At 43.3% G+C, this 26394-nt stretch carries 18 protein-coding genes and 1 tRNA gene; 9 read left to right on the top strand and 10 right to left on the bottom strand.

The features are described 5' to 3' along the window. From CGC64_RS16275 to CGC64_RS16295, 5 genes are all read left to right on the top strand, one after another. Positions 1 to 1386, top strand: coding sequence for a cytochrome c peroxidase (locus CGC64_RS16275; protein ID WP_005678499.1), 1386 nt, complete (start codon positions 1 to 3; stop codon positions 1384 to 1386). 202 nt (positions 1387 to 1588) lie between these two features. Next, positions 1589 to 2470 (top strand): bifunctional methylenetetrahydrofolate dehydrogenase/methenyltetrahydrofolate cyclohydrolase FolD, encoded by an 882-nt coding sequence (folD, locus tag CGC64_RS16280; RefSeq protein ID WP_005681584.1) that lies wholly within the window; start codon positions 1589 to 1591, stop codon positions 2468 to 2470. Continuing rightward, on the top strand, positions 2467 to 3621 hold the full coding sequence (locus CGC64_RS16285; RefSeq protein ID WP_005681586.1) for a CapA family protein: 1155 nt from the start codon (positions 2467 to 2469) through the stop codon (positions 3619 to 3621). Before folD ends, CGC64_RS16285 begins: the two co-directional genes overlap by 4 nt. A 64-nt stretch (positions 3622 to 3685) precedes the next feature. Continuing rightward, positions 3686 to 3764, top strand: a tRNA-His gene (locus CGC64_RS16290). A gap of 73 nt (positions 3765 to 3837) precedes the next feature. Beyond that, complete coding sequence (locus CGC64_RS16295) at positions 3838 to 4077, top strand: PspC domain-containing protein (RefSeq protein ID WP_005681588.1); 240 nt, start codon at positions 3838 to 3840, stop codon at positions 4075 to 4077. Positions 4078 to 4182: 105 nt separating this feature from the next. Here the strand turns inward: CGC64_RS16295 and CGC64_RS16300 are convergent, their stop codons facing one another. After that, a complete protein-coding gene (locus CGC64_RS16300) occupies positions 4183 to 6039 on the bottom strand; it encodes a DNA polymerase III subunit gamma/tau (protein WP_005678493.1) in 1857 nt (618 codons plus the stop codon). Positions 6040 to 6186: 147 nt separating this feature from the next. Here CGC64_RS16300 and CGC64_RS16305 point away from each other — a divergent pair, with 147 nt between their 5' ends. Further along, on the top strand, positions 6187 to 6483 hold the full coding sequence (locus CGC64_RS16305; RefSeq protein WP_005678492.1) for an FtsB family cell division protein: 297 nt from the start codon (positions 6187 to 6189) through the stop codon (positions 6481 to 6483). Positions 6484 to 6486: 3 nt separating this feature from the next. After that, the gene (locus tag CGC64_RS16310; RefSeq protein WP_005678491.1) at positions 6487 to 6828 is read left to right on the top strand and encodes a hypothetical protein; all 342 of its coding nucleotides are present in this window, start codon (positions 6487 to 6489) and stop codon (positions 6826 to 6828) included. A gap of 104 nt (positions 6829 to 6932) precedes the next feature. Here the strand turns inward: CGC64_RS16310 and CGC64_RS16315 are convergent, their stop codons facing one another. Together CGC64_RS16315 and CGC64_RS16320 are read right to left on the bottom strand one after the other, a co-directional pair. Next, positions 6933 to 7538, bottom strand: coding sequence for an OmpH family outer membrane protein (locus tag CGC64_RS16315; protein ID WP_005678490.1), 606 nt, complete (start codon positions 7536 to 7538; stop codon positions 6933 to 6935). Positions 7539 to 7567: 29 nt separating this feature from the next. Beyond that, the gene (locus CGC64_RS16320; RefSeq protein WP_005678489.1) at positions 7568 to 7801 is read right to left on the bottom strand and encodes a hypothetical protein; all 234 of its coding nucleotides are present in this window, start codon (positions 7799 to 7801) and stop codon (positions 7568 to 7570) included. A gap of 133 nt (positions 7802 to 7934) precedes the next feature. On the opposite strand from CGC64_RS16320, the gene CGC64_RS16325 reads away from it, so the two are divergent. Together CGC64_RS16325 and CGC64_RS16330 are read left to right on the top strand one after the other, a co-directional pair. After that, a complete protein-coding gene (locus CGC64_RS16325; protein WP_005678488.1) occupies positions 7935 to 9395 on the top strand; it encodes an aminoacyl-histidine dipeptidase in 1461 nt (486 codons plus the stop codon). Positions 9396 to 9453: 58 nt separating this feature from the next. Further along, positions 9454 to 10473, top strand: a complete 1020-nt coding sequence (locus CGC64_RS16330) for an endonuclease/exonuclease/phosphatase family protein (protein WP_373101049.1) — start codon at positions 9454 to 9456, stop codon at positions 10471 to 10473. Between the two features lie 171 nt (positions 10474 to 10644). On the opposite strand, the gene CGC64_RS16335 is transcribed toward CGC64_RS16330, so the two are convergent. The 7 genes from CGC64_RS16335 to CGC64_RS16365 all read right to left on the bottom strand — a co-directional run bounded on the left by CGC64_RS16335 (position 10645) and on the right by CGC64_RS16365 (position 26231). Further along, positions 10645 to 11820: a mechanosensitive ion channel family protein gene (locus CGC64_RS16335; protein ID WP_005678485.1), complete on the bottom strand. Its 1176-nt coding sequence runs from the start codon at positions 11818 to 11820 to the stop codon at positions 10645 to 10647. Between the two features lie 142 nt (positions 11821 to 11962). Continuing rightward, positions 11963 to 13780 (bottom strand): alpha-L-fucosidase, encoded by a 1818-nt coding sequence (locus tag CGC64_RS16340; RefSeq protein WP_005678484.1) that lies wholly within the window; start codon positions 13778 to 13780, stop codon positions 11963 to 11965. 148 nt (positions 13781 to 13928) lie between these two features. Beyond that, positions 13929 to 17003, bottom strand: coding sequence for a glycoside hydrolase family 2 TIM barrel-domain containing protein (locus CGC64_RS16345; RefSeq protein WP_005678483.1), 3075 nt, complete (start codon positions 17001 to 17003; stop codon positions 13929 to 13931). A gap of 26 nt (positions 17004 to 17029) precedes the next feature. Then, positions 17030 to 19354 carry a glycoside hydrolase family 20 protein gene (locus CGC64_RS16350; protein WP_005678482.1) on the bottom strand — a complete coding sequence of 775 codons (2325 nt, stop codon included), beginning with the start codon at positions 19352 to 19354 and terminating at the stop codon, positions 17030 to 17032. Between the two features lie 18 nt (positions 19355 to 19372). Continuing rightward, positions 19373 to 20956 carry a sulfatase family protein gene (locus CGC64_RS16355; RefSeq protein WP_005678481.1) on the bottom strand — a complete coding sequence of 528 codons (1584 nt, stop codon included), beginning with the start codon at positions 20954 to 20956 and terminating at the stop codon, positions 19373 to 19375. Positions 20957 to 21154: 198 nt separating this feature from the next. Next, entirely contained in the window at positions 21155 to 22999 is a 1845-nt protein-coding gene (locus tag CGC64_RS16360) for a RagB/SusD family nutrient uptake outer membrane protein (protein ID WP_005678480.1), read from the bottom strand. Between the two features lie 19 nt (positions 23000 to 23018). Next, entirely contained in the window at positions 23019 to 26231 is a 3213-nt protein-coding gene (locus tag CGC64_RS16365) for a SusC/RagA family TonB-linked outer membrane protein (RefSeq protein WP_005678479.1), read from the bottom strand. Between the last annotated feature and the right edge of the window lie 163 nt (positions 26232 to 26394).

Raw genomic sequence — 26394 nt, forward strand, 5'->3', positions numbered from 1 at the left:
ATGAAGAAAAGTACAAAACTAATTGTGGCACTGTTGGTAGTGGTAGCGGCATTAGCAGTCACTTATCGACTTATGCACCGCGTACCTTCTGCCGATCTGGAAGCAAATGCGCAGATGCAGCAGATTATTACGGATGCAGGATGTTTGAGATGTCATACCTCAACACCGGACCTACCGTTCTATGCAAGCATGCCTGTGGCCGGAAAAATTGTAATGGAAGACGTCAGCAAGGCATACCGTGCCTTCGACATGACCCAAATGGAGGCAGATCTGGAAGCAGGACAGCCCCTCAATCCGGCAGACCTGGCCAAAATAGAAAAAGTGATCCTCGACGGAAAAATGCCCCAGGCAAAATATTACCTTGTGCATTGGGGGGCTTCCTTCAATGACGCAAAAAAGGAAGTCGCACTGAACTGGGTAAAAAGTCACCGTATGGGAATGTATACGGACATTACAGTAGCACCGGAATTTGCCAACGAACCCATTCGTCCCATTGCCGATTCTATCGCAGTGGATGTACGCAAAGTCGTTCTGGGTAATTTGTTGTATCATGACACACGTTTATCTGCTGACAATACCGTATCATGTGCCAGTTGCCACGGGTTGGATACAGGCGGCGTGGACAACAAACAATATTCCGAAGGTGTAGGCGGACAGTTTGGTGGCGTCAATGCCCCGACAGTATACAACGCCGCATACAATTTCGTTCAATTCTGGGATGGCCGTGCCGGAACTCTTGCCGAACAAGCTGCCGGTCCTCCGTTGAATCCGGTGGAAATGGCTTGCGAATCATTCGACCAGATTATCGATAAATTGGCTGAAGACAAAGATTTCGTATCCGCATTCAACGAAGTGTATGCCGACGGATTGAGTGAGAAGAATATCACAGACGCCATTCAGGAGTTTGAAAAGACTTTGCTGACTCCCAACTCACGCTTCGACCGCTATCTGAAAGGACAAAAAGATGCAATCACCGAAAACGAAATCGCCGGATACGAACTTTTCAAGAAGTATGATTGCGCAACCTGCCATGTAGGAGAAATCCTGGGAGGGAAATCTTATGAACTGATAGGCGTACAGCACGATTATTTTGCCGATCGACAGGCAGAAATGACTGAAGAAGACAACGGCCGCTTCAAACAGACTCAAATAGAACGTGACCGCCACCGCTTCAAAGTGCCCGGTCTGAGGAATATCGAACTGACCGCTCCATATTTCCACGACGGCAGCATGGCTACTATGGATGACGCAGTCCGTGCAATGGCTAAATACCAGTTGGGCATCGATTTGCCACAACAGGAAGTAGATAAGATTGTAGCCTTCCTCCGCACACTGACCGGAGAGTACAAAGGACAGCTATTAACGAATAAGAATATGGAAATCTAATCAGGAAAAAGTCCTTTTTAGCCTGTTTCCGAACAGAGGCTCTATTTGCATCAAACGGAGGCTCTATTTGGGGTAAACAGAGGCTCTGTTTCACCTAAATAGAGCCTCTGTTTTTTTTGTATCCCGACAAAAACAACAATCCTTTTGGAGAGTTCAGTTATTTATTTTACTTTTGCCTATCACCAATAAATACTCTGAAAATATGACTCTGATAGACGGAAAAGCCATTTCCGAACAAGTAAAACAAGAGATTGCAGCCGAAGTAGCCGAAATTGTGGCTCAGGGCGGTAAACGTCCCCACCTGGCAGCTATCCTTGTGGGACACGACGGTGGCAGCGAAACTTATGTAGCCGCCAAAGTAAAAGCCTGCGAAGTTTGTGGGTTCAAATCTTCCCTCATCCGCTACGAAAGCGACGTGACCGAAGAAGAACTGCTTGCCAAAGTACGTGAACTGAATGAAGACAGTGACGTAGACGGATTCATCGTCCAACTCCCGTTACCGAAACATATCTCCGAACAGAAAGTTATCGAAACGATTGATTACCGTAAGGACGTAGACGGATTCCACCCTATTAATGTAGGACGTATGTCTATCGGACTTCCGTGTTATGTATCTGCCACTCCCAACGGTATCCTCGAACTACTGAAGCGTTACAAAATTGAGACTTCGGGCAAGAAATGTGTCGTACTCGGCCGAAGCAATATCGTCGGCAAGCCTATGGCTGCCCTGATGATGCAGAAGGCTTATCCGGGAGACGCAACCGTCACCGTATGTCACAGCCGCAGCAAAGACCTGATAAAAGAATGTCAGGAAGCCGACATTATCATTGCCGCTTTGGGACAGCCCAACTTTGTGAAGGCTGAAATGGTAAAAGAAGGTGCAGTCGTAATTGATGTAGGTACTACCCGTGTGCCGGATGCAACCAAGAAATCCGGATTCAAGCTGACCGGTGACGTGAAGTTCGACGAAGTAGCGCCAAAATGTTCTTACATCACCCCCGTACCGGGTGGCGTTGGTCCGATGACGATAGTATCGTTAATGAAAAATACACTTTTAGCCGGTAAGAAAGCCATTTATCAATGAGACATGCACTGTTTCTGATGATTTTATTTCTCTCCCTGTCCTGCACCTCCCGGTCGCAGGCAAGGAGAGATTCTATTAATACCTTATCTGATACTCTGTCGACACCCGACAGCATCATGTCTGCCGACACCTTGCGGCTTCTTTTCGTAGGCGATCTCATGCAACATCAAGGACAGATCAATGCTGCGCGTACCGCAACAGGGACTTATGATTACTCCGCTTGCTTTGAATACGTGAAAGAAGAAATTGGGAGTGTAGATCTTGCCATAGCCAATCTGGAAGTTACTTTGGGTGGAAAGCCCTATAAAGGTTATCCTGCTTTCAGCGCACCCGACGAATTCCTCACCGCCATTCACGACGCCGGTTTCAACGTACTGGTGACAGCCAACAACCACAGTCTCGACCGCGGAAGATCAGGATTGGAACGTACTATTCTTCTGATCGACTCTCTGAATATCCCTCATGCCGGTACGTACACCAATGCCGAAGAACGCGAAAAGAAATATCCGCTCCTGTTAGAAAAGAACGGATTCCGTATCGCCCTGCTCAACTATACGTATGGAACCAACGGAATCGCCGTTACTCCTCCCAATATCGTGAACTATATTGATACGGCTATTATCGCCAAAGACATCGAAGTGAGCAAGACACTGCATCCGGATGCCATTATCGCCTGTATGCATTGGGGAATCGAATATCAATCCCTTCCTGATAAAGAGCAAAAGTTCCTTGCCGGCTGGCTTCTTCAAAAAGGAGTAGACCATGTCATTGGTTCACATCCGCACGTTGTCCAACCAATTGAAGTCCGTACGGATAGCCTGACAAATGACAAACATCTTGTCGTATATTCTTTGGGAAATTATATTTCCAATATGTCCGCCCGCCGTACCGACGGCGGACTCATGGTAAAAATGGAACTGGTAAAGGATAGTACCGTCCGCCTCAACAACTGCGAGTATAGCTTAGTATGGACAGCACGACCGGTTCAATCTGAGAAAAAAAATCACCAATTACTTCCGGTAAACTTACCGATAGAGTTAGTTCCTTTAAAAGCCCGTAACTCGTTGAAAATCTTCACGAATGATGCGCGATCCCTTTTCAGCAAGCACAATCGGGGAATAAAAGAATACACTTTTTATAAAAAAAAGTAATAGAATTCTTTGGAGATTTAAAGATAATATCTATCTTTGCACCGCGTTAGAGAAACGCAGACATGGTGGATGTAGTTCAGTTGGTTAGAGCGTCAGATTGTGGTTCTGAATGTCGCCGGTTCGAGTCCGGTCTTCCACCCCCAACAATAAGAGTAATTGATGAAAGCTTCGAGTAGTAATATTCGGAGCTTTTTTCTTATACAAAAACAGTATATTATGGAAAATAACAAAAAATTAACCAGAGCTTCCGCCGGTAACCGAATGGTTGCAGGGGTATGTGCCGGAATCGCCGATTATTTCGGCTGGGATCCCACCCTATTAAGAATCGTCTATGTATTAGCAACAATCTTCACCGCTTTTGCCGGAATCATCATATATATCATCCTATGGATCGTAATGCCGGAAAGAAGACCGGGAGATGGATATGAGGACCGTATGAACAACCGATTACACTAAAAATAAACGTCGGTAGACTTGAGTGAGAACACTGCAAGTCTGCCGGCGTTTGTCATTTCTATTCTTGTCTTGCAGAAAAAGGAAGCGGGAATTTCTTACCCGAAACTAATACAGTTCCAATCCGAATTCTTCTTTCAACTGCATCAATGCCTGATTCTTTTGAGACATCATCTGGAACTTCTCCACACGACCTACTGCACGAACCGTTTCTGTCGGTGCACTTACCCGTACCGTCATCACCACTTTACTATTCTTCAACCGGACACGGAGATAATCCTGCAACTCAGGAATCAATGCCGTAAAGTCCTTTGCAGCAATCTCATTATCCACTACAATTTCAAAAGTGGTAGAGTTATTGAGCAACACCGGACGAAGCACCTGCATGCGTTTTGCGATAGCCACCTGCTCTTTCGGCAACTGACCTGCATACTCCTGCCAATAATAATTCAAATCCCGTTCATTGAAGTTAGAGTCTTGTTCCGGTTGCTGTACTCTGGGAACATGAGCTACAGTTGCATTCTGCGCGGCCTGATCGCGCTGCGGATTCTTGATAGATACGCCCAAGCTGGACATCTTCATCACCGGAACCTTTCGTTCCTCTTTGGCAACCGAAGGAATTCCTGCGCCCGGCAAAGGAGCGGATGAAGTCGTATTCGTAGCAGAAGGCGATACAGGCCTTGCCGTCGTAGCCATCTGCGGCTGCCTGTTGGGAGTGACATTAGCAGTAACCGAAGCCGGTGACGAATGAACAGGAGCCTGCTGTACAGATGAAGCGGAAGCTACCTGCGACGGCTGAGCGGCGGCAGGTTGTGAGAACACGGGTTTTATAGTCTGTTTAGGGCTACGCCCACCACTCACATCATCCCCCTCGGTGGTAAGCTGCGCAACCTGTATCAAGGTCAGTTCTACCAGCAAACGCTTGTTCTTGCTGATGCGGTAATTCAAATCACATTCGTTACAGAGCTTCATCGCCTTATACAAGAAAGGCAACGGGCATTTCTGCGCCTGTTCCTGATAACGTTGGCGGATACTCGCTCCCACCTCAAGCAAAGGAAGTGTTACCGGATCTTTGCCTACCAACAAATCGCGAAAGTGAGAAGACAATCCGGTTATAAAGTGACTTCCATCGAATCCCTTATTCAACACATCGTTGAAAAGCAACAATGCATCACTCACTTTATTGGCAAGAAAGCAATCCGTCAAACGGAAATAATATTCGTAATCAAGTACATTCAGGTTGTCAATCACGCTTTTATACGTGATATTTCCTCCGGTAAAACTCACCACCTGGTCGAAGATAGACAATGCGTCGCGCATACCTCCATCTGCTTTCATGGCAATCACGTTCAGTGCTTCCGGCTCTGCTGAGATTCCTTCTTTCGAAGCAACATACGAAAGATGATTCACCGTATCTTCCACACTGATACGATTGAAATCATAAATCTGACAACGGGAAAGAATGGTCGGAAGAATTTTATGCTTCTCCGTCGTGGCCAAGATGAAAATAGCATGACGGGGAGGTTCTTCCAGCGTTTTCAGAAACGCATTGAATGCAGAAGCCGAAAGCATGTGTACCTCGTCGATGATATAAACCTTATACTTGCCAATCTGTGGCGGAATACGCACCTGCTCCACCAGCTGACGAATATCGTCCACCGAGTTGTTGGAGGCTGCATCAAGCTCATGGATATTATACGACCGCTGCTCGTTGAAGGCAACACAAGATTCACACTGGTTGCAAGCTTCACCGTCGGCAGTAGGTGTCATGCAGTTGATTGTTTTGGCGAAGATACGTGCACAAGTAGTCTTTCCTACCCCACGCGGTCCGCAAAATAAATACGCATGAGCAAGTTTCTGAGTAGCAATTGCATTTTTTAGCGTAGTGGTCAGCGCCCGCTGTCCTACCACCGATTCGAACGTGGAGGGACGGTATTTACGGGCCGATACAATATAGTTTTCCATATCCGGGATTTTCTCTATTTTTGCTTTGCTTGCAAATGTACACAAAAAAGTGATAAGTAATAAGGGATAGAGAGAGAAGTTTTGAAGCAGAAGCGATAAGTTTTTAAGTTATTAGTTTTATCTTTGCGGAGATTAAAAAGATTAATTATGGGTAAACTAATCAGTATCTGGGAATTTATATGCCGACGCAAGTATCTTATCACTATCGTCGCATTTGCTGTCATTATCGTTTTTTTGGATGAAAACAGCCTGCTTCGCCGTCTTGGATACGAACGGGAGATCAGCCAGTTGAAAGAAGAAATAGAAAAGTACCGGGCGGATTACGAAGAGAATACCAAGCGCCTTAATGAAATAAGTACCAATCCGGATGCTATCGAACAGATCGCCCGCGAAAAGTATCTGATGAAGAAACCCAATGAAGATATTTACGTTTTTGAAGATTAAAGAATGAAGCAACTAGTACCCGCCCTCTTTGGCGTAGGCGCCGTAATGGCCCTCACAGGAGCAGCCGTATTCATTACAGGCTGGATTTATGCACCCTACATATATACTATTGGAGCCGGATTCATTGCACTGGCACAAGTAAACACCCCGGTAAAAGGGAAAAGCAAGACACTGAAACGTCTCCGTGTTCAGCAGATATTCGGAGCACTCGCTCTTATACTGACTGGTGCTTTCATGTTTACCACACGAGGCAATGAATGGATTGCCTGCCTCACTATTGCTGCCATACTCGAACTCTACACCGCCTTCCGTATTCCACAGGAAGAAGAAAAGGAAAGGGCATAAAAAAACCTGTCCAAAACTTCACAGCCTAGAACAGGAACATTATAATTTACATATTTCTAATATAAACAATGAAATCTCTTTTATAAGAGAAAAGCTAAAAAAAGTTACTTATTAGCAGCAGGTGAATATCTTGCATTCAACCCGTCTACGATTTCTTTTGTGATATTGAACGCGCTATCAGCATAAAGCAGATTATCAAAACCTGTATTACTGAAAATCAAGCTATATCCATGTGTCTTATTATATTCTTTCAAGAAAGCATTGATAGAATCACGGAACAGCAAACTGTTCTTATTGTTTTCTTCCATTAAACCGTTTTGAAGTTTGTTACTCAACTCTTGCAAGTCTTGTTCCATCTTAGCCAAACGATTGTATTCTTGTTGAGCTCTATCCTGTGACAGGAAAGCACCGTTTTCATACTTCTTCTGGAAGTCTTGTTTTTCCTTATTCAAAGCAGTAGCTTTCTGATTCAGTGTCATACGAACGTTTTCGCTCTTCTTCACCATTGCCTCATTCAAGTCAATACAGAAGTTATATTTAGCTAATAGCGAATCTATTTCAACATAGGCGATTTTCATTCCTGACAGTTCGGCATTCACCTGAGCCGGAGTTGTTGAAGTTTGATTGTCAGTTTTGCCGGCACATTGTGAAAATAAAACAATAAACGCAAGAGCAGCCAAACCGTTCATGAGGTAGTTCATTCTATTCATAATTTAATAAGTGTATTGTTTTTAATAATTTAATTCATACTATCGTTCAAGGCTTTTTCCAACTCATCAATAGAAAAACGTGGCTTCTTCTGTGCTTCGCGATCTTGAGACTGTGCACACCCAATCCCTTTCTTACGCAGCGCTTTATTCCCACTCACATGACCGTTCGGGAACTTCCCTCCCTTCGTAAAGAATACTTTCACCCCTAATAATACCAGGGAAATAGCAACTATTAACAAAGTTATCAGTATAGTCTCAACCATTTCTATTAATTTTGTGAGTGCAAAGATAGGCTTTAATGAGATATGAGTTCAGATAAGCCAATCAAATTAACCATATTTAGCAATAGAAGAAGCCAAAACCACTCTTCTATTCCTATTATAAAATAGAAACAGCATGGAAAAAAAAGATTTGAAGCCGGCCGGCGTATTCAAGTATTTCGAAGAAATCTGCCAGGTGCCCCGCCCTTCGAAGAAGGAAGAAAAAATGATTGCCTACCTGAAGGCATTCGGAGCAAAACATAACCTGGAAACCAAAGTGGACGAAGCCGGTAACGTACTTATCAAGAAACCCGCTACTCCGGGAAAAGAAAACCTGCAAACTGTCGTACTGCAATCGCATATCGACATGGTGTGTGAAAAGAACAACGACGTTCAACACGACTTCCTCACCGACCCCATTGAAACAGAAATTGACGGTGAATGGTTGAAAGCGAAAGGTACCACCCTTGGAGCCGACAACGGTATCGGCGTAGCCACCGAACTGGCTATTCTGGCCGACGATAGCATTGAGCACGGTCCGCTGGAATGCCTGTTTACCGTAGACGAGGAAACCGGACTCACTGGAGCTTTCGCCCTGAAAGAAGGTTTCATGAGTGGTGACATCCTGCTTAATCTCGACTCGGAAGATGAAGGAGAGATCTTTATCGGATGCGCCGGAGGTATCGATTCCGTTGCAGAGTTTACTTATAAAGAGGTTGAAGTTCCCGCCGGATATTTCTTCTTCAAAGTAGAAGTGAAAGGATTGAAAGGAGGACATTCCGGTGGTGACATCCACCTCGGACGAGGCAATGCCAACAAAATACTGAACCGCTTCCTCACCCGCATGGCTACCAGACATGACCTGTACCTCTGCGAAATCAACGGCGGTAACCTGCGCAACGCCATTCCTCGCGAAGCATACGCAATCTGCGCGGTTCCCGAAGACGCCAAACATGACGTCCGCACCGAACTGAATATCTTCACCAGCGAAGTAGAAAACGAGTTATCCGTTACCGAACCGGACTTGCGACTAGTCCTTGAATCGGAAACTCCCCGTAAAACAGCTATCGATCAGGATACCACCGCCCGTCTGCTGAAAGCTCTGTATGCAGCCCCTCACGGTGTTTATGCCATGAGTCAGGACATCCCCGGACTGGTAGAAACGTCTACTAATCTGGCTTCTGTCAAGATGAAACCGAACAATGTCATCCGTATCGAAACCAGCCAACGCAGTTCTATCCTGTCCGCACGCGACGACATGGCAAATACTGTCCGCTCCGCTTTCCAACTGGCAGGAGCCAATGTTACCTTCGGTGAAGGTTATCCGGGCTGGAAACCGAACCCGCATTCAGCTATCCTAGAAGTGGCTGCCGAATCATACAAACGTCTATTCGGCGTAGATGCCAAAGTAAAGGCGATTCATGCCGGACTGGAATGCGGTCTGTTCCTCGACAAGTATCCGACGCTCGATATGATTTCTTTCGGCCCGACCTTGACAGGAGTTCACTCTCCTGACGAACGGATGCTTATCCCTACCGTAGAGAAATTCTGGAAACATCTGTTGGATATTCTGGCACATGTACCTGCCAAAAAGTAACGGACAGATAAGCCACTATAAAAAAGGAGATTGTGGTCGTAGCAGAAAAAGAGCAGCTATGGCCATAATCTTTTTTGTTATGGGCTTCTGCACCCTCTCCTTTGCACAACAAATCCGTTTCAGAGTTGTAAGTTGGAATGTAGAAAACCTATTCGACATACATCATGATTCGTTGAAAAACGACCGTGAGTTTCTTCCCGATGCCCTCCGTCATTGGAATTACACCAGATACAAGAAAAAGCTGACTGATATGGCGCGTGTCATTACTGCCGTCGGCGAATGGGAACCTCCGGCATTAGTCGGGTTATGTGAGGTAGAAAATGATACGGTACTTCGCGACCTCACCCGCCGTTCTCCTTTAAAGGAATTGAATTACCGCTATGTCATGACCGACTCTCCCGATTTAAGAGGCATTGACGTAGCATTGCTCTATCAACGGGATTTATTCAAACTCTTGTCTTTCCGTTCTGTCTCTATTCCGCCCCTGAAACAGTTTCGCCCCACGAGAGATTTGTTGCACGTCAGTGGTTTGCTACTGACCGGAGACACACTGGACGTATTTGTCTGCCACTTGCCAAGTCGTTCCGGCGGAGCAAAAGAATCCGAACCGTACCGCCTTCATGCAGCCCGAATACTGTACACAGAGGCTGACAGTATTCTCAACATACGGCTTCATCCACAAATTATCATTATGGGAGATTTCAATGACTATCCGACCAATAAATCTATTCAGAAAATACTGGAAGCAGAATCTCCTTCGCCAACTGCTCCTTCTCCTTTAAAGCTTTACCATTTACTTGCCCGAAAAGCCCAATCCAAAAATTTCGGTTCATACAAATATCGGGGAGAATGGGGATTACTCGATCACCTAATTGTATCCGGTTCTCTACTTAACCCAGCAAACAGTTTTTCCACAAGCGAAAACAAAGCAACCGTTTCCAACCTCCCTTTTCTATTGACCGAAGATAAGAAATATGGCGATAAGGAACCTTTCCGCACCTATAAAGGAATGAAATATCAGGGGGGTATTAGCGATCATCTGCCAATCTATGTCGATTTTAATCTGATTCTTTATTAATTAAGACCATAAACCTCATCCCAGCATACCTCAGACAAGGGATTATTCTCACCATAGCGAGAAAAAATTCTCCTCATAATGAGAAAAAATTCTCCTCATAATGAGAAAAAATTCTCACCATGATGAGATTTTTTTCTCATCATGGTGAGAATACTTTGAGAATATAATCATTCAATCCGAATACTGATAAACCTTCAAATCGAACTTAGGAACCATTGCCAGTAAATGGTCGAAGATATCTGACTGGATACGTTCATATTCTTTCCAGACCTTATTGCGGGAAAAGAAATATACCTGAATAGGCACACCATACATCGTGGCTTCCTTCTGGCTGATAATTAAGTCCAAATCCTGATTCACCACAGGCAAACTACACAAATACCGTTCAATATACACACGGTAAACCTGCGAATTGGTAGGCACGACTCCTGCCTCGGGTTGATAATCTGCCATTAAAGGTATTTCTTTTCGATAACGGTCGAGCATTTCCGGCGTACAGAATTGGAGGGTAGTCAAGTCCAGGGTTATATTCTTCATCACCCTTCGTCCTCCCGATTGCACCATTCCCCGCCAGTTCTGAAAGGGGCTGCTGACCAGAGTATAAGGCGGAACGGTAGAGATCGTATTATCGAAGTTCTGAATTTTGACTGTATTCAACGTAATCTCCTGCACCGTACCATTAGCTGCGCCGGAAGGAAGCGTAATCCAGTCTCCGGGACGAACCATATCATTGGCAGACAGCTGAATGCCTGCTACAAAACCCAATATGGAATCCTTGAACACCAACATCAGAATAGCTGCCGAAGCACCTAATCCGGCAAACAGGCTGGCCGGAGACTTATTCACGATAATAGCAATAATTACAATTCCTCCGACAAAGAACAAAAGTACCTGCAACACCTGAATGAATCCCTTCATCGGGCGGTTCTTCATCGACTCCTTTCCATCGTAAATGTCCATTATCATCAGCAAAATCCCATTAACTGCCAACAACAAAGAAAAGATGATGTAAACGGCACAAGCTTTCTGGGAAATAAGCAATAAATCCTTGCCACGAACAAAAGCCATTGGCAGCAAAGCATAAACCAGAAAAGCCGGAATCGTATGAATCAGATTATGAAACACCTTACGCTTCATCAACAACGTGTTCCAAAGATGTGGTTTCCGACGGGTGTATTGCTTCATTCCTCCTATAAGAATCGCCTGACACAGATAATTCAGACCGATAGCAATCGCTATCATCAGCAAAGCAATAATAGTTTCATCAAAACGATCAGCTACCTTCGGGTCTATTCCCCAATCTATCAGGATTTTGTTCATCCACTTTCCTAAATCTACTACTAGCATAACTTCTGTCTTTTTTAATTAATAACAGTAAAAGGTTCATTTGGTTTAATAAAAAAAAGACTGGCGTCTGATTCACGAGAAATCAAGACCGCCAGTCCTCACTGCTACTCTCTAAGCATATCTTTCAATGATGACAACTCCGTCAGGGGGTTATCTTCACTCCTATTTCATTCATTTCCACTTTTGCGGTTGTTGCGGTAGGCGTAGTAGCCTCCAACTTAATATAGCGTGCCTGCACTTTCTGACCGAAAGCAACGGTCTGCGGCAACGGGTTATGCATAATATTACTGAACTCACCGTTGGTAGGAACTTCCTTCCAGTTCTTGCCGTCCGCACTCACAAAGAATTTATAACGGAAAGCCATTGTAGGTTTTGCTTCCGCTTTCAATGGAGCATAGGTAAAACTGGTCAATGTCACCGACTTGCCCAAGTCAATCGTCAACGGCGAAGCAGCGACCTGTTTCCAACCGGTACGGGGCAGGTTGTTCCAATCTTCACCCTGAACGGTTGCCTGCAAAGGAGGCGCATAATAAGCAGCCACTTGATTAATGTGAGCAGTCAGACGACATTCATCAATCTTCACCCGCAGCCTGCCGGCTTTTACCGCCGGAAAACGCAGCATACGCTTATATCCGATTGTCGTGCCTTTACCAACTTCTTTCCAACCGTTATCCGTCAGAGCCTCAACGGTAAAAGCCTCTACCCTCTGCCCTTTCGTTATATCTTCCTGAAGCATTACAACATTGATTTCCGACTTCGGCTTCAAGGAATAAACAGCTTCACTACCCGAAGTGGCATTCCAGTAGTTTCTTCCTTTTTTCACCCGGTTGTCAGCAAATATCTGTTGGCGGTAAGCTGCAAATTCTTTCAGACGATTCACATCCGCCTCACTTATCAAGCCTTTACGATCGGGAGGAATATTCAACAAGAGCACGGAATTATAGCCTACCGACCGGAAATAGATATCCGACAGATGTTTCAAAGACTTTACTTTGCTATCTTCCGCCTCATGATAGAACCACCCCGGACGGATAGACACATCCACTTCCGACGGATACCAGAACAGCTCCGTGGCCTTCTCCAACATCTTACGGCTTCCTAAGTCCGCCGCTTTACTAAAGACACCCAGGCGCTTGTTGTTTTCCGCCGAACGGGCATAAATTCCCGGAGTGAGCACAGTGGCATTCCATTCTGTTTCACGTCCCAGTCCTTTCTCATTTCCTACCCAACGCACATCATCGCCCATAATTGCCATAACAGCTTTGGGTTGCAGACGTTGAATCGTTTTATAGAAAGCGTCCCAGTCATATACTTGTTTCTTTCCGTTCGGTCCTTCTCCATTCGCACCGTCGAACCAGACTTCGTGCACTTCACCGTAATTGGTCAGCAGTTCCGTCAACTGGCGGATAAAAAACTCATTATATCGGGGAGAATCTCCATAACATTCCGCGTTTCTGTCCCACGGAGAGAGATAGACTCCGAACTTCATTCCATACTTATCGCAGGCTTTCCGGAGTTCTTTCACAACGTCTCCTTGTCCGTTCTTCCAAGGAGAAGAGGCTACGGAATGTTTGGTGGTGGCCGTAGGCCAAAGGCAGAATCCATCGTGGTGTTTCGCCGTCAGAAGCACCATTTTAAATCCGGCATCTTTAAGGCTGCGCACCCATTGTTCGGCATCCAGTTCCGAAGGGTTGAAAAGTGCAGGATCTTCTTTTCCGTCTCCCCATTCGCGTCCGGTAAAAGTGTTGATACCGAAATGGAGAAAAGCGGTCAGTTCCATTTGTTGCCAGGATAACTGTTGGGGAGTAGGTATCAGGCGCGCCGCCATATCTACTTTCTGTTCAAGAGTCGCGTTCGGGGGAAATTCAACATGCTTCACATAATATTCTTCTGCCTTTTGTGCCTGAACACTCAATGTTATGACAGAGGATAATAATACTGCGGTCAGTAGTTTGTTCATGATATAAAATTTAATTAATACTGATAGTGCAAAGATAACGTAAAGGTGTGAATTTCACTACTTTCATAGAACATTTCTGACAATATTCAGAAAAGCCAGTAAAATCCACACCTATTATATATAATCTAATAACCTATTGGTTCAACACTTATTTTACCGGATAAAGGGTAAATTCAAAGTGCTGTTTCTTCAACGGAACCAAATATTGCGGCAATACACCGGGACCACAAGTAGCTGTTCCTACACCAGCCTGCTCTGCATCCAAGTGCACGGTCAACATTCCATCACGTTTCAGGTCATTGATATGACGGGCTTTCTCTAATAACACATCCGAGAAAGGAATGATACTAAACTGGAAAGCACGGTTTGACTCGACAAAGATACCTGCACCGGAGTGATCCGTAAACTTCGCCCATCGTACATCAGTACGATTACCCGTGGATTGCGGAGTGACATAATAGTGGAACATACGTTCGGGGGTTGTCTGATACAGTCCGATTCTACCGGATTGGTTACGGTCGGCATACGTTTCATTGTCACCACGTCCCAAATAGGAAACTTGGTCATACATATCAGCCACGCGGAACGTTACCCCCAAGCGAGCTATTGATTTCACAAGTGCTGTATCCGGTTCGAAAGTAGTGCTCACTTTCAATGCGCCATTCTTATCCAGTGCATAGATGAAGTCAGCCGTACCAACTTTCTGTCCTTTCGCGTTGAGTATTTCAACACGGGCAGTTGTTGAGGATTTGCCTTCTTTCAGTGATAGGACTTTCTGGGTAATATTATCCAGTCCTGCTTTACGCCACAGACGTGCTCCGTTTCTATCACGGTTATCATTATCCGTAGCCGGACGAAAAAGACTTAATGTCAATGGAGTAGATAACAGCTCTTTGCCGTTCAGACTCAACGAAGTCAGAGCTCCTGTTTTTTTATCAACGGTAAATGTTGTTTCACCTGCTTTTTGCGGACGATGAGCCGTAGAATTCTTATTGCCGGAAAGTACAAACTGGTCATAAGCCACTTCCCAGTCTTTATCTATCATCGGGGAATCCTCTTTACGGGTCCAGCTAACGTTCAGATAAGCCTCACGGTCCTTTTTCGAAAGAATCACATTACCCAACTGTATATCTATGGTAGCGTGCGGTTCGCAATCCAGCACTTTAGTCCCTTCTGCCAGTTTCTCTCCACTATCGGTTGTTACATTCCAATGGAATATATATTCATTCAGATTAGAGAAATCGTACCAGTTCTTGATACGAAGTTTCATGTTCTTCCGGTCAAGTAAAGTGGTCTTTATATTCTGATACACTTTCTTCACTTCGAGCAGATGCGGATGTGGTTCACGGTCGGCACCGACCAAGCCGTTACAACAGAAATTACCGAAACTGGGAATTCCTTGCGGACCATAATCACCACCGTAAGTCCAGTACCATTTCCCGCTCTTGTCTATTTCGCGGAAAGATTGGTCTACCCAGTCCCATACGTTACCGCCTTGTGCCATAGGCTCGCTTTCGAAGACATCCCAATATTCCTTCAGGCCGCCGCAACTGTTACCCATTGCATGCAGGTATTCACAAAGGATGAAAGGACGGTAAATGTCTTTCTTCGCTACATACGCTTTTATTTCGTCTACGCTACGGTACATACGGCAGTAAATATCCGTATTATAATTCAGTTCGGCACGTTCATACTGCACGGGGCGGGTCTTTTCTACAGATTTCAGCCAATCATAAGTACGTTCGAAGTTAATACCGTTGCCAGCTTCATTTCCTAACGACCAGATAACTATGGCCGGATGATTCTTGGAACGTTCGTACATCCGGTGTGTACGGTCCATGTGGGCTGTCAGCCAAGTACTGTCTTTGGCAAGGGAGGCGGGACCGTAGCCCATACCGTGAGATTCAATATTGGCTTCATCAATCATATACAATCCGTAACGGTCACAAAGCTGATACCAGTAAGGATGGGTAGGATAATGTGAGTTCCGAACAAGGTTGATGTTATGTTGTTTCATCAGTTTGATATCCAGTTCCATTAGTTCCTTACTTACCGTACGTCCGAGTTGCGAATGTTCGTGGCGGTTGGTTCCCTTTACCAATACCGGAACGCCGTTGATACAGAAACGTCCATCCTTGATTTCCGAGGTACGGAAACCAACTTCACATCCGGTCAGTTCAGTGACTTTACCTTGGTCGTCTTTCAGTTCGAGCACGAGTGTATAAAGGTGGGGATGTTCCGCATCCCAGGCTTTCACATTCGGAATCTTCTTTTCATCAAATGCTATGAAATTACTTAATCCGCGGGATTTAATTTGAATAGCGTCCTGCAAGACAGCTTTACCCGAATCATCTTTCAATGTATACGCAATAGAACCGGTAGTAGAAGAAGGTCCTTCCACAGTTACTTCCAGTCCGAAGATACCGTCTTTGTATCTATCTTTATCCAAAGAAGCATTCAATTTATAGTCGGCAATGTACTGTTTGGGAGTACTGTACAAGTAAACATCACGTTCGATACCACTCAAACGCCACATATCCTGGCATTCGAGATAAGCACCCGCACTCCAACGGTATACCTCCAAAGCCACTACATTCTCTCCATCGTTCAAGACATCCGTGATATCCCATTCGGCATTCGTTTTCGAGCCTTGGTTATATCCGAGCAGTTTCCCGTTCACCCATACGTAATAGAAAGAGATAACACCTTCACAGCAAAGTACTACCCGACGTCCTTTCCAGTCGGCAGGCACTTTAAATGTGCGGCGGTATGAGCCGACTTCATTTTCTGCATAAGGGACCAACGGCGGATTCTTCTTAAAGTTGAACATTTTGTCGTCAAACTCATACGTTTCGTTGACGTAGATAGCTGTACCATACCCTTGACGTTCCCAATTGCCGGGAACATTGATGTCCGCCCAACCTCCGGTATAATAAGAAGGCTGATAAAAGTCCTTCGGACGGTTATCGGGATTCTTCACCCAATGGAATTTCCATTTTCCGTTCAGGGTCATATAAAAAGGAGACTGTTCGTATCCGCCCGGTTTTTCAATATCGGAAGCATTGGCGTAAGGCCATACATAGGTATGAGGAGCGAGTTTATTCAGTCCTACCGCATACTGGCTCTGCCATTCGGGCAACGGTTGTTCCTGCGCCGAAGCGAAGGTAGCAGTCAGTCCTGCCAATAAGATTAAAAAGGTTCGTTTCTTTAAGCTAATGTTCATAATTATTATTTTTAACGACTAGACTCTTATTCTATCATTACTTCATCAAAATAGATTCTTGCTTCCTGATCGGGACGGACATGATCTTTAGGGCATATCCCTGCTCCTTTCGCCGTCACACGTACATAACGGGCAGATACGCCACCCATATCCAGCGAGTAATCATTTCTAAAAGTTCCTTCCTTATAAATTTCTTCCAAAGAAAAGTTCAACTCCCCTATGGCACAGTATGTCCGGTTATCATCGGAAACTTCCACACGGATCATTTTCGGTTTATGCACTCCCATTCCATAATTCGTAATGCAACCAATGGCAAATTTATTCAATTTTTCCTTACCAAGCAAATCTATGGTGAAAGAAATTGAATCATTCCGGCTCCAGTTACACCATTCGAAATCAGTATATTTCAGGCTTCCCCGCAATCCGTTGACTAATAACATTTCATTTTTCTTATTACCAAGCAATGGTTTTGCCGTGGCTTTGTTCCATGTAAGCTGCAAGTCCAGGATTTCTCCCATTTGCTTGCCGTCCATAAAGGTGGCGGCTTTCACCATTTGCGTTTTTGTCACACGGATAGGTCCGTCATAACGATGTGAGGACATCGCCGGGTTACTGCCATTCAGCGTATAGCGAATTTCCACATCCGGACGGAGACATTCCAGATTCACCTCCAGATGTCCGTTCACCGGTGTCACCGTTTGCTGGATATTATACATCGAACGGGCATAAACAATCCCTTTTTCCGCCAAATGTGCATTATATACATCCATCCGTTTCAAGAAACCGGACCAATCTTTTGTGCCCGTGGGCGTCCATGCTACTTCTGCCAGAGCAGCCAGACGAGGAAACAAGAGATAATCCACGTCTTCCGGCTTATTACAAAATTCTGTCCACATACAAGCTTGTATGCCCATTAATAAAGATTCATATTCCGGTTTCCAATCCTTCTGCACAGGCTCGTAGTCAAAAACATCTTTCAGTGTATTGTTTCCGAAATATGTTACCGGTTCAAACCATTGAGGTCCCTGATAACGGATCAGATACATGATACGTGCCGGAGTCATAATAAATCGATGTCCCTTTTCGGCAGCTTTCAGGGCAGCCGTTCCCATTCCCTGCCAACCAAGTATAATAGACTCTTCGGGAAGAAAAGAACTGTTTGTCAACTCGTCCCAACCAATCACTTCACGTCCTTTTTTACGCAGATAATCACTGATACGCTTCATAAAGTAGCCCTGTAAATCTTCTTCATTAGTCAAATGCTGCTTTTTCATCCGCTTCTGACAAAGCGGGCATTTTTCCCAGTTCGTCTTTCGTGCCTCATCTCCCCCAACATGAATATAGCGGGAAGGGAAAAGTGTCAGAATTTCATCGAAAATATCTTGCAGAAAGGTAAATACACTATCGTTTCCCGCACAATAAATAATCTCTGAGTTCCGTCCTCCCAATCCGGGAAGTACACCGATAAAGTCTTTCACGACCGGACAGGCAAGTTGAGGATATGCAGCAAGCGCCGCATTACTATGTGCCGGTACATCTATCTCGGGAATAACTTCAATCTGCCTGTCAGCGGCATAAGCCACTATTTCCCTGATATCTTCCTGTGTGTAGAAACCGCCTATCGGCGTTGGTTCTCCCCGTTTCGGGTTACGGCGTGAGTGGAAAGGCACATCCGTACGGTCTACCCTCCATGCACCGACTTCCGTTAAACGAGGATATTTCTTGATTTCAATCCGCCAACCGTTATCATCTGTCAGATGAAAATGAAGTTTATTGATTTTCAGCATCGCCATACAGTCGATAATCCGCAGTACATTTTCTTTAGGAATAAAACAACGTACCGGATCCAACAGTAATCCCCGGAAACCAAAACGAGGTTCATCCTGAATTGTCACTGCCGGAACACTCCACGCGACATTCTTTACCGGTTGTCCCGATTCTATGGCAGCAGGCAGAAGTTGGCGGATAGATTGTAATGCATAAAAAAAGCCCTTTGTATCCGAAGCTTTAATAAGTATCTGTTCCGGCGTAACCTTTAACAGATACGCTTCAGTTTTTAAAGAAGAATCTGTCACGAAAAGGACTTGCCCCTCCTTGCTCCCGACATTTAACATGGGGGTTATCCCGGCAGCATGGACAAACAAATCGATAAAGTTGTGAGCAATTGTGGCCTGTTCCTGATTTTCTACTGCAAATGTAGTTTTTGCAGAAAAGATAAAGCTACCACTACCCGGCGTAATTTGTGCCGGGCGTGGAACTATTGAATTAAAAGGGGATGTTAAGTTATCAGCCTGCAAAAACACCGGCAATGGCGAAAGCAGAATGAGAATGATTAAGATATATTTTTTCATGATGTATGTACATTGGATTTATTCCTTGTCACGTTCCGGTGAGAAACGGACAGGATCATTGTATTGCTCCTGAAGTTTCAGCATTTCTTCTTTCAACTCCTTCACCACCGGTTCGTATTCTGGTTGTCCGTAGAGATTGTGCATTTCCGACGGATCAGCTTGCAGGTCATATAGTTCCCACCAGTTGATATCATTATAGAAATGAATCAGTTTATAGCGGTCTGTGCGTACACCGTAATGACGTTTCACCATGTGTTCAGCAGGATATTCATAGAAATGATAGTAAAGAGCTTTCCGCCAGTCTTTCGGATGTTCACCTTTCAACAAAGGCACAAGAGATACACCTTGAATATCGGAAGGTATCTCTGCTCCCGCCAGTTCGAGGAAAGTAGGTGCATAGTCAATGTTTTGAACCATTTCGGTGATGTCACCTCTGCGGTCGAATCCTTTCGGCAGACGCATGACAAGCGGTGTACGCATAGATTCTTCGTACATGAAACGTTTGTCAAACCAACCGTGTTCGCCCATATAGAATCCCTGATCGGAAGTGTAGACTACAAGTGTGTTATCCAGTAAACCTTTCTCTTTCAAGTAATCGAGTACGCGACCAACATTGTCATCCAGTGATTTTACAGTCTTCATGTAATCACGCATATAACGCTGGAATTTCCAATTGGCAAGTTCCTTACCCTGAAGATTCTGTTTATAGAAATCATCTATAATCGGAGTGTAAAACCTGTCCCATGCGGCACGTTGCGCTTCATCCATACGACCGATATATTTCTCATACAAGGATTTCAAACGGGATTTTTTATCAGGACGGAGCATTTTGAGGTCATAAATCATGTCCATATCCTTTACAATGCTCATTTCTTGTGCAGCGGCAGCGGGACGACCTTCATAATCGTCAAAGAAATTATCCGGTAACGGGAAGGTTTTATCTTCATACAAAGCCAAATTACAAGTATCTGCCAGCCAGTTACGGTGAATTGCCTTGTGATGTATCAAAAGACAGAAAGGTTTCTCCGGGTTGCGTTTATTCTCTATCCAGTCGATAGCATCATCAGTAATAAGGTTCGTAAGATACCCATGTTTTTGAATAGTGTCATTATTTTGCGTAATGAAATCCGGATTGTAGTAGTCACCTTGTCCGGGGACTATCTGCCAGTAATCAAAGCCGGAGGGCAGGCTTTCAAGATGCCATTTACCCACCAATGCTGTCTGATAGCCGATTCTCTGCAACAGCTTCGGGAAAGTCTGTTGCGAACTGTCAAATACGCAAGTGGTATTATCATAGAATTTATTGGCGCAACTATGCTTTCCTGTTATCATACAGGCGCGACTGGGACCACTTAAAGAATTGGCAACAAAGCTTTGGGTAAAACGTACACCGTCGGCAGCAATGCGGTCAAGATTCGGTGTTTCCATGTAGCGTGTGTCGTAACAGCTCATCATTTGTGCTGTGTGATCGTCTGTCATTATGTAGACGATATTCAGTGGTTTCTGCTCCACAGGCTTTTGTTTGATTGAACAAGAAACAAGGGAAGTTACGGCGGTAACGCCAGTCAAAGAGTAAAATAGTCCGGATTGTAGATTTTTCATATATAATAAATTAAGTAAACGAAGAATTCATCATCGGCAAAAATAAGCTTTTTGATTAATAATCGACTTCCATTTATCGCCATTTTATTTCCATAAATGTTCAAAAGGACTGATTATAACCCTAAATTCCGGATGCCAGGACAAATATCCCCCGCATCCGGAAATTTATCAAGTCATTTAAGGGGTTTAAGCTTCTGCTTAATTCGTATAGCCAAAATTATTATCTGAAGTAGTAAGGGCCGGATTGGCGTCAATCTCGCTACTAGGAATTGGCAATAACAAATTCTTTTTCAAAAATTCATCCGTCAATCCTCTTGTACCATTATAAATACGATCTAACCAAGCATTAGAACTAGCAGGATACAATGCGTCAGATGCTATCGTTATTTCATGATTATTATGTAACTCCAAAGCCATCTTAAAATACTTTGTCCCACGAATACGAGGCATTTCATACATTCCGGGCTCACCGCAAAGTTCTATGATACGCTCAAAAAACAATTTCTGTCTTACTTCTTCCTGATTCAAGGATGTCGGCCAGTCAGCCGGCTGAGCAGAAACTTTCATACCCGAATTACGTGCACGATTTAGAACTTCTTTTGCTAATGATATGGCTTTAGGAGTGTCCCCCAATTCATTGTACACATCTGCCATCAACAATAACATTTCAGCATAACGGTAAACCATTAAGTTTTTATGACTCGCTGTACCTACCTGATTCTGATCATATAACTTCTGAAAACATGGCCAAGCATTTTGAGATCCGGTTTTTACAAAAACTTCTTTTAAACATTTGGTGATAGCTACATTTTCCAATGTAACGCCATGCGTTGAAGCATAATTTTCAATAGTCTCAATAGTAGGGTTCTTGGGATCAATGAATGCTTTATAAGGCAACTTTCCTACATATTTCTTTTTTTCTTTGGTAGCAACACCATTCTTCATCACATACTCGTCAATATCACCATTTACATATGCAAAATAAGGATACAAGTAAGTAGAGTCATTAGGTGAAAGTACATCTCCCACAGTCGGCTTTGGATTAGCCTGGTTGTTACCGCTACGGTTTCTCCAGCGAGTCAAAAATGTCTCATTAATTCGAGGATCTCCCGGATAAGTACCTTCATGTAAATCATAAGCAGCTTTAGACGCTTTATAAGTTCCCCAAGAAATTCCCGTAGTAGCCTGCGGAGGAGCAAAACGATTACTTGCACGATTAAAGCAAACGGTAGAAGAAGTTGTAAAATTCAACTGAAAAATAGCCTCCTTTGATCCGGTCACATAATCACCAAACAAATCTCCGAATTTAGGTTCAAGATCGAAAATATGAGCTTCATAAACATCGTCAAACATATTCTTGGCATTCGTCCAATTTGCAGTTTCGTCAATACCCAGACACGCCATTTTATAATAAACCTTACCTAAAAAAGCTTTTGCAGCCCATGAATTCGCACGCCCATCTACAATCTTACTATCAATAGCCATAGCATCTTTCATATCCTGAACTACCAAAGCCAGAACCTCAGCTTGAGGGGAACGAGGTACAGAAATACCATCCGATGAAGAGGCAGCCGTTTTTAATGGCACATCACCAAACAAAGAAACCAAATTATAATAAGCTAATCCTCTCAAGAATTTAGCCTCCCCTCCCATTTGTACCTTATCTGTATCGCTCAAACTGCTTTTGTCCAAACTTTCCAAAAAAGCATTTACTTCAGTCACCACTTTATACATCCCATTCCAGGCTATAGGAATCAAGTCATCACTAGGTACAGCCTCCAATGAAATTGCCGTAGAAGCAGTACGCTGTCCGAAAGCAAATCCGGAAGCTATGATAGGCAGTTCCTGCCACATTTGTCCATACGCCCCTGTTGTCGTCATATATCCATAACATCCCAGCAGAGCCAATTCGGCATTACTCCTTGATGAAAAAACAACTGCATTATTCTGAGAATAGACCGGATCTTCATCCAACCAAGAGGTACAGGCTGAGAAACAGCCAACTGACGCCAATAATAAAATATAATATTTAATTCTTTTCATGTCTTCGTGATTTTAGAAATTAGAATGTTAAATTTAAGCCAAAAACAAATGAACGAGGAGTCGGATATGAGTTCATATCAACACCCGGACGTAAACCGTCAAAAGCAAAACTATTTACTTCAGGATCATAACCACTATAATCTGTTATCACAAACGCATTTTTTACAGAAGCATAAACAGATGTATTCTTTATACCAATCTTATTCGTCCATTTGGCAGGAAGTACATAACTCAGTGTAATATCAGAACAACGCAAATAACTGCCATCTTCCACATAACGATCCATCACCATATTTTGTACGACAAATGTTGATTTCGGATATAAATTACTTGGATTCTCATCCGTCCACATATTTTGGAACGCTTTACGCGTCACATTATTCGATTTAGTTCCCGGAGTGTTATTGTAACGATTACCTACATTTAAAATATCCCTACCCTGTACCCCATTAAAGGATGCAGACAACGACAAGGATTTCCAAGATACTTTAGTCTGAAAACCATAAGTAAAATCAGGATTCGGGTTACCAATAATATCGCGATCATTGTCATCCACTACACCATCTCCATTTCTATCCACATACTTCACGTCACCGGCTACCGGAGTCGTTTTATTCACCGTTTGGTAATATCCCACACTTCCATCTTGTTTAATGTACTTAATTCCATTTTCTGTTATATCTTCCTTTTGGACAATCCCTTGAGTCACATAACCATAAAATAATCCCGGAGCTTCACCTGCCAAGAAAATATGCCCTACACCAAAATGATCCCCTAAACTATTACCATAATACCCAACTCTCTCACCCAAGCATCCAAAATCAGCAGGCAACAAACCTAAATCTGAAATTTCATTCCTATTGACACCGATATTACCACTTACAGACCATTTCCAAGATGAACTGTCAATGATTTGTGCATTCAAAGAAAATTCAACACCTTTATTATTCAATGAACCTTGATTGTAATAAGTAGAACTAAATCCAGCTGATCCCGGCAAATTCCTTGAAATAAGCAAATCTGTTGTTTTCTTCTGATAGATATCCAAGGTACCACTCAAACGGGAATTAAACAAACCAAAGTCCAATCCGACATTCCATGAAGATGTTTTTTCCCATTTCAAACTACTGTTTGACAAGTTGGTCACCACCATTGCAGTCGTTTTATTTCCTGTTCCATCCGCATATGAGATTTCACCAGATCCTTGTCCATACATCGAAAAAGTAGTATAAGGATCAATACTTTGATTTCCGGTTGCACCATAGCTGAAACGCAACTTCAATTGATTCAGCCATGAAACATCTTTCAAAAATTCTTCTTGTTCCATACGCCAAGCTATGGATGCAGAAGGGAAATATCCCCAACGATTATTTTTCGCAAACTTACTGGAACCATCGGCACGCAAAGAAGCTGTAATCAAATATTTATCAAGCAAACTAACATTAACTCGTCCCAAATAAGAAAGTAACTGATAATCTTTTTGTATAGGCTGCGACGTAATTACATCACCTGCCATATGCATTCCATTCTCACGAAACTCAAACATCGTAAAGTTCTTTCCAATCACATTTTTATTTAGAAAATTATAATCATCATAAGTCATACCGACTGTTGCAGCCAATGTACCTACACTACCAAGTTTCGTATTATAGTTCACTATATTTTCTACTGAATAATTACTTTTTGAAAGATTAGAGGTTGCCAGATAACCCTGATTATTCATTCCTTGATACAATTGCATTCCATACCATCGTTTGCGATCATTCGTATTGATATTACCACCTGCACGAAGACTATAAGTGAAAAACTTATTTATTTTCCAATTCAGATTCAAACTAGCTTTAAAAGTTTTGTCATCTGTCAAGTCCACATAATCATTCAGCCAGCTGAACACATTCGTTTTATTTTCATTTGTAAAAGACGGGTCATTCTCCGGCAATTCGAAAGGAGCATAATCAAGAGCAGTACGTGAAATAGCACCAGTAGCACCGCCAAGAGTATTACCACCTGCCATCATATTATTCTGTCGCAAGGATCCGCTTAACGCCATGTTTAAATCTACAGATTTGGAAAGCTGCGCACTCAAATTTGCACGCAAGTCTCCTTGCTTCAAACCGGTCTGCTTCACAGTACCATTAATATCTTTAAAATTAGCGGAAATATAATAAGTTGTCTTACCTGCACCACCATTTACTGATAAAGAGTAGTTCTGAGAAAAAGCAGAAGTATAGATTTCTTTCTGCCAGTTACGATAATTTACTACATTATAAGTTTCAGGATCAGCAGGATCATATTTATCGTAAGCTCCATTAAATACATATCTCACCTCATCTCCAACAATATGGAAAGGCACTTTGCCATCCGTAATTCTTGAATTATGATAAGCAGCATATTCCTCTAAATTCATCATCTCTAACAACCTGCTTGCATTAGCAATAGTAAAAGTAGCCGAAGCATTCACTTTAGCTTTGCCCTCCTTACCTTTTTTAGTAGTTATCAATATAACACCGTTCGCACCACGAGAACCGTAAATAGCAGTAGAGGATGCGTCTTTCAATATCGTAATATCCTCTATATCGGCAGGGTTCAATGATGACAGCGGATCTTGAGCAATCTGAAAGTCTCCGCTAATACCCGAAGAAGAAAATTCTCCAGTTGAAGCTTGCGGAATATTATCAATGACATAAAGAGGCTGATTATCACCTCGCAACGAACTAGCTCCACGAATCGTAATGGACGAAGCAGCTCCCGGATTGGAAGAAGCCGTGCTCACGACTAGACCGGCAACTTTTCCTTCCAACAGATTATCTATGGAAACGGCTTTTGCAGCTTCATTCGCATCTGGTCTCATCGTCGTCAGTGCTCCTGTCAAATCACCTTTACGAGCTGTTCCATAAGCAACTACCACGACTTCATCCAAACTCTGTGTATCATCTTTCATTTGAATGTTCAGTTTTGTTTGGTTTCCCACAGCAACTTCCTGCTTCACATATCCAATAAAAGTAAATACTAATACAGACTTTGTATTAGGTACGGAAATTGAAAAATCGCCATCAATATTAGTTATTGTTCCTGAGGTAGTACCTTTTACTTGTACATTAACACCAGGCATACCCTCATTAAGAGCATCCACTACCCTACCTGTAATGGTCTTTTGTTGTCCCATCATTTGCCCTGCAAAAGCAAATAACGTAATGAAACACATTAGAAAAACTTTCAATAGGTTCTTCATAGAAGTCATTTTTATAAGTTATTAAATTAAAGATTAAAAAGTTTTTTCTGAATTCCCTTTCGTTGAAATTCATTGCAAATATAAAGACGTAGTTTAAAGTGAAGTGTTTAAAAACAGCTATGTTTTTTCCAAATTTGTCTAAAACCACCCATTTCATCGATTA

This window comes from Bacteroides caccae (assembly GCF_002222615.2).
Classification (GTDB): domain Bacteria; phylum Bacteroidota; class Bacteroidia; order Bacteroidales; family Bacteroidaceae; genus Bacteroides; species Bacteroides caccae.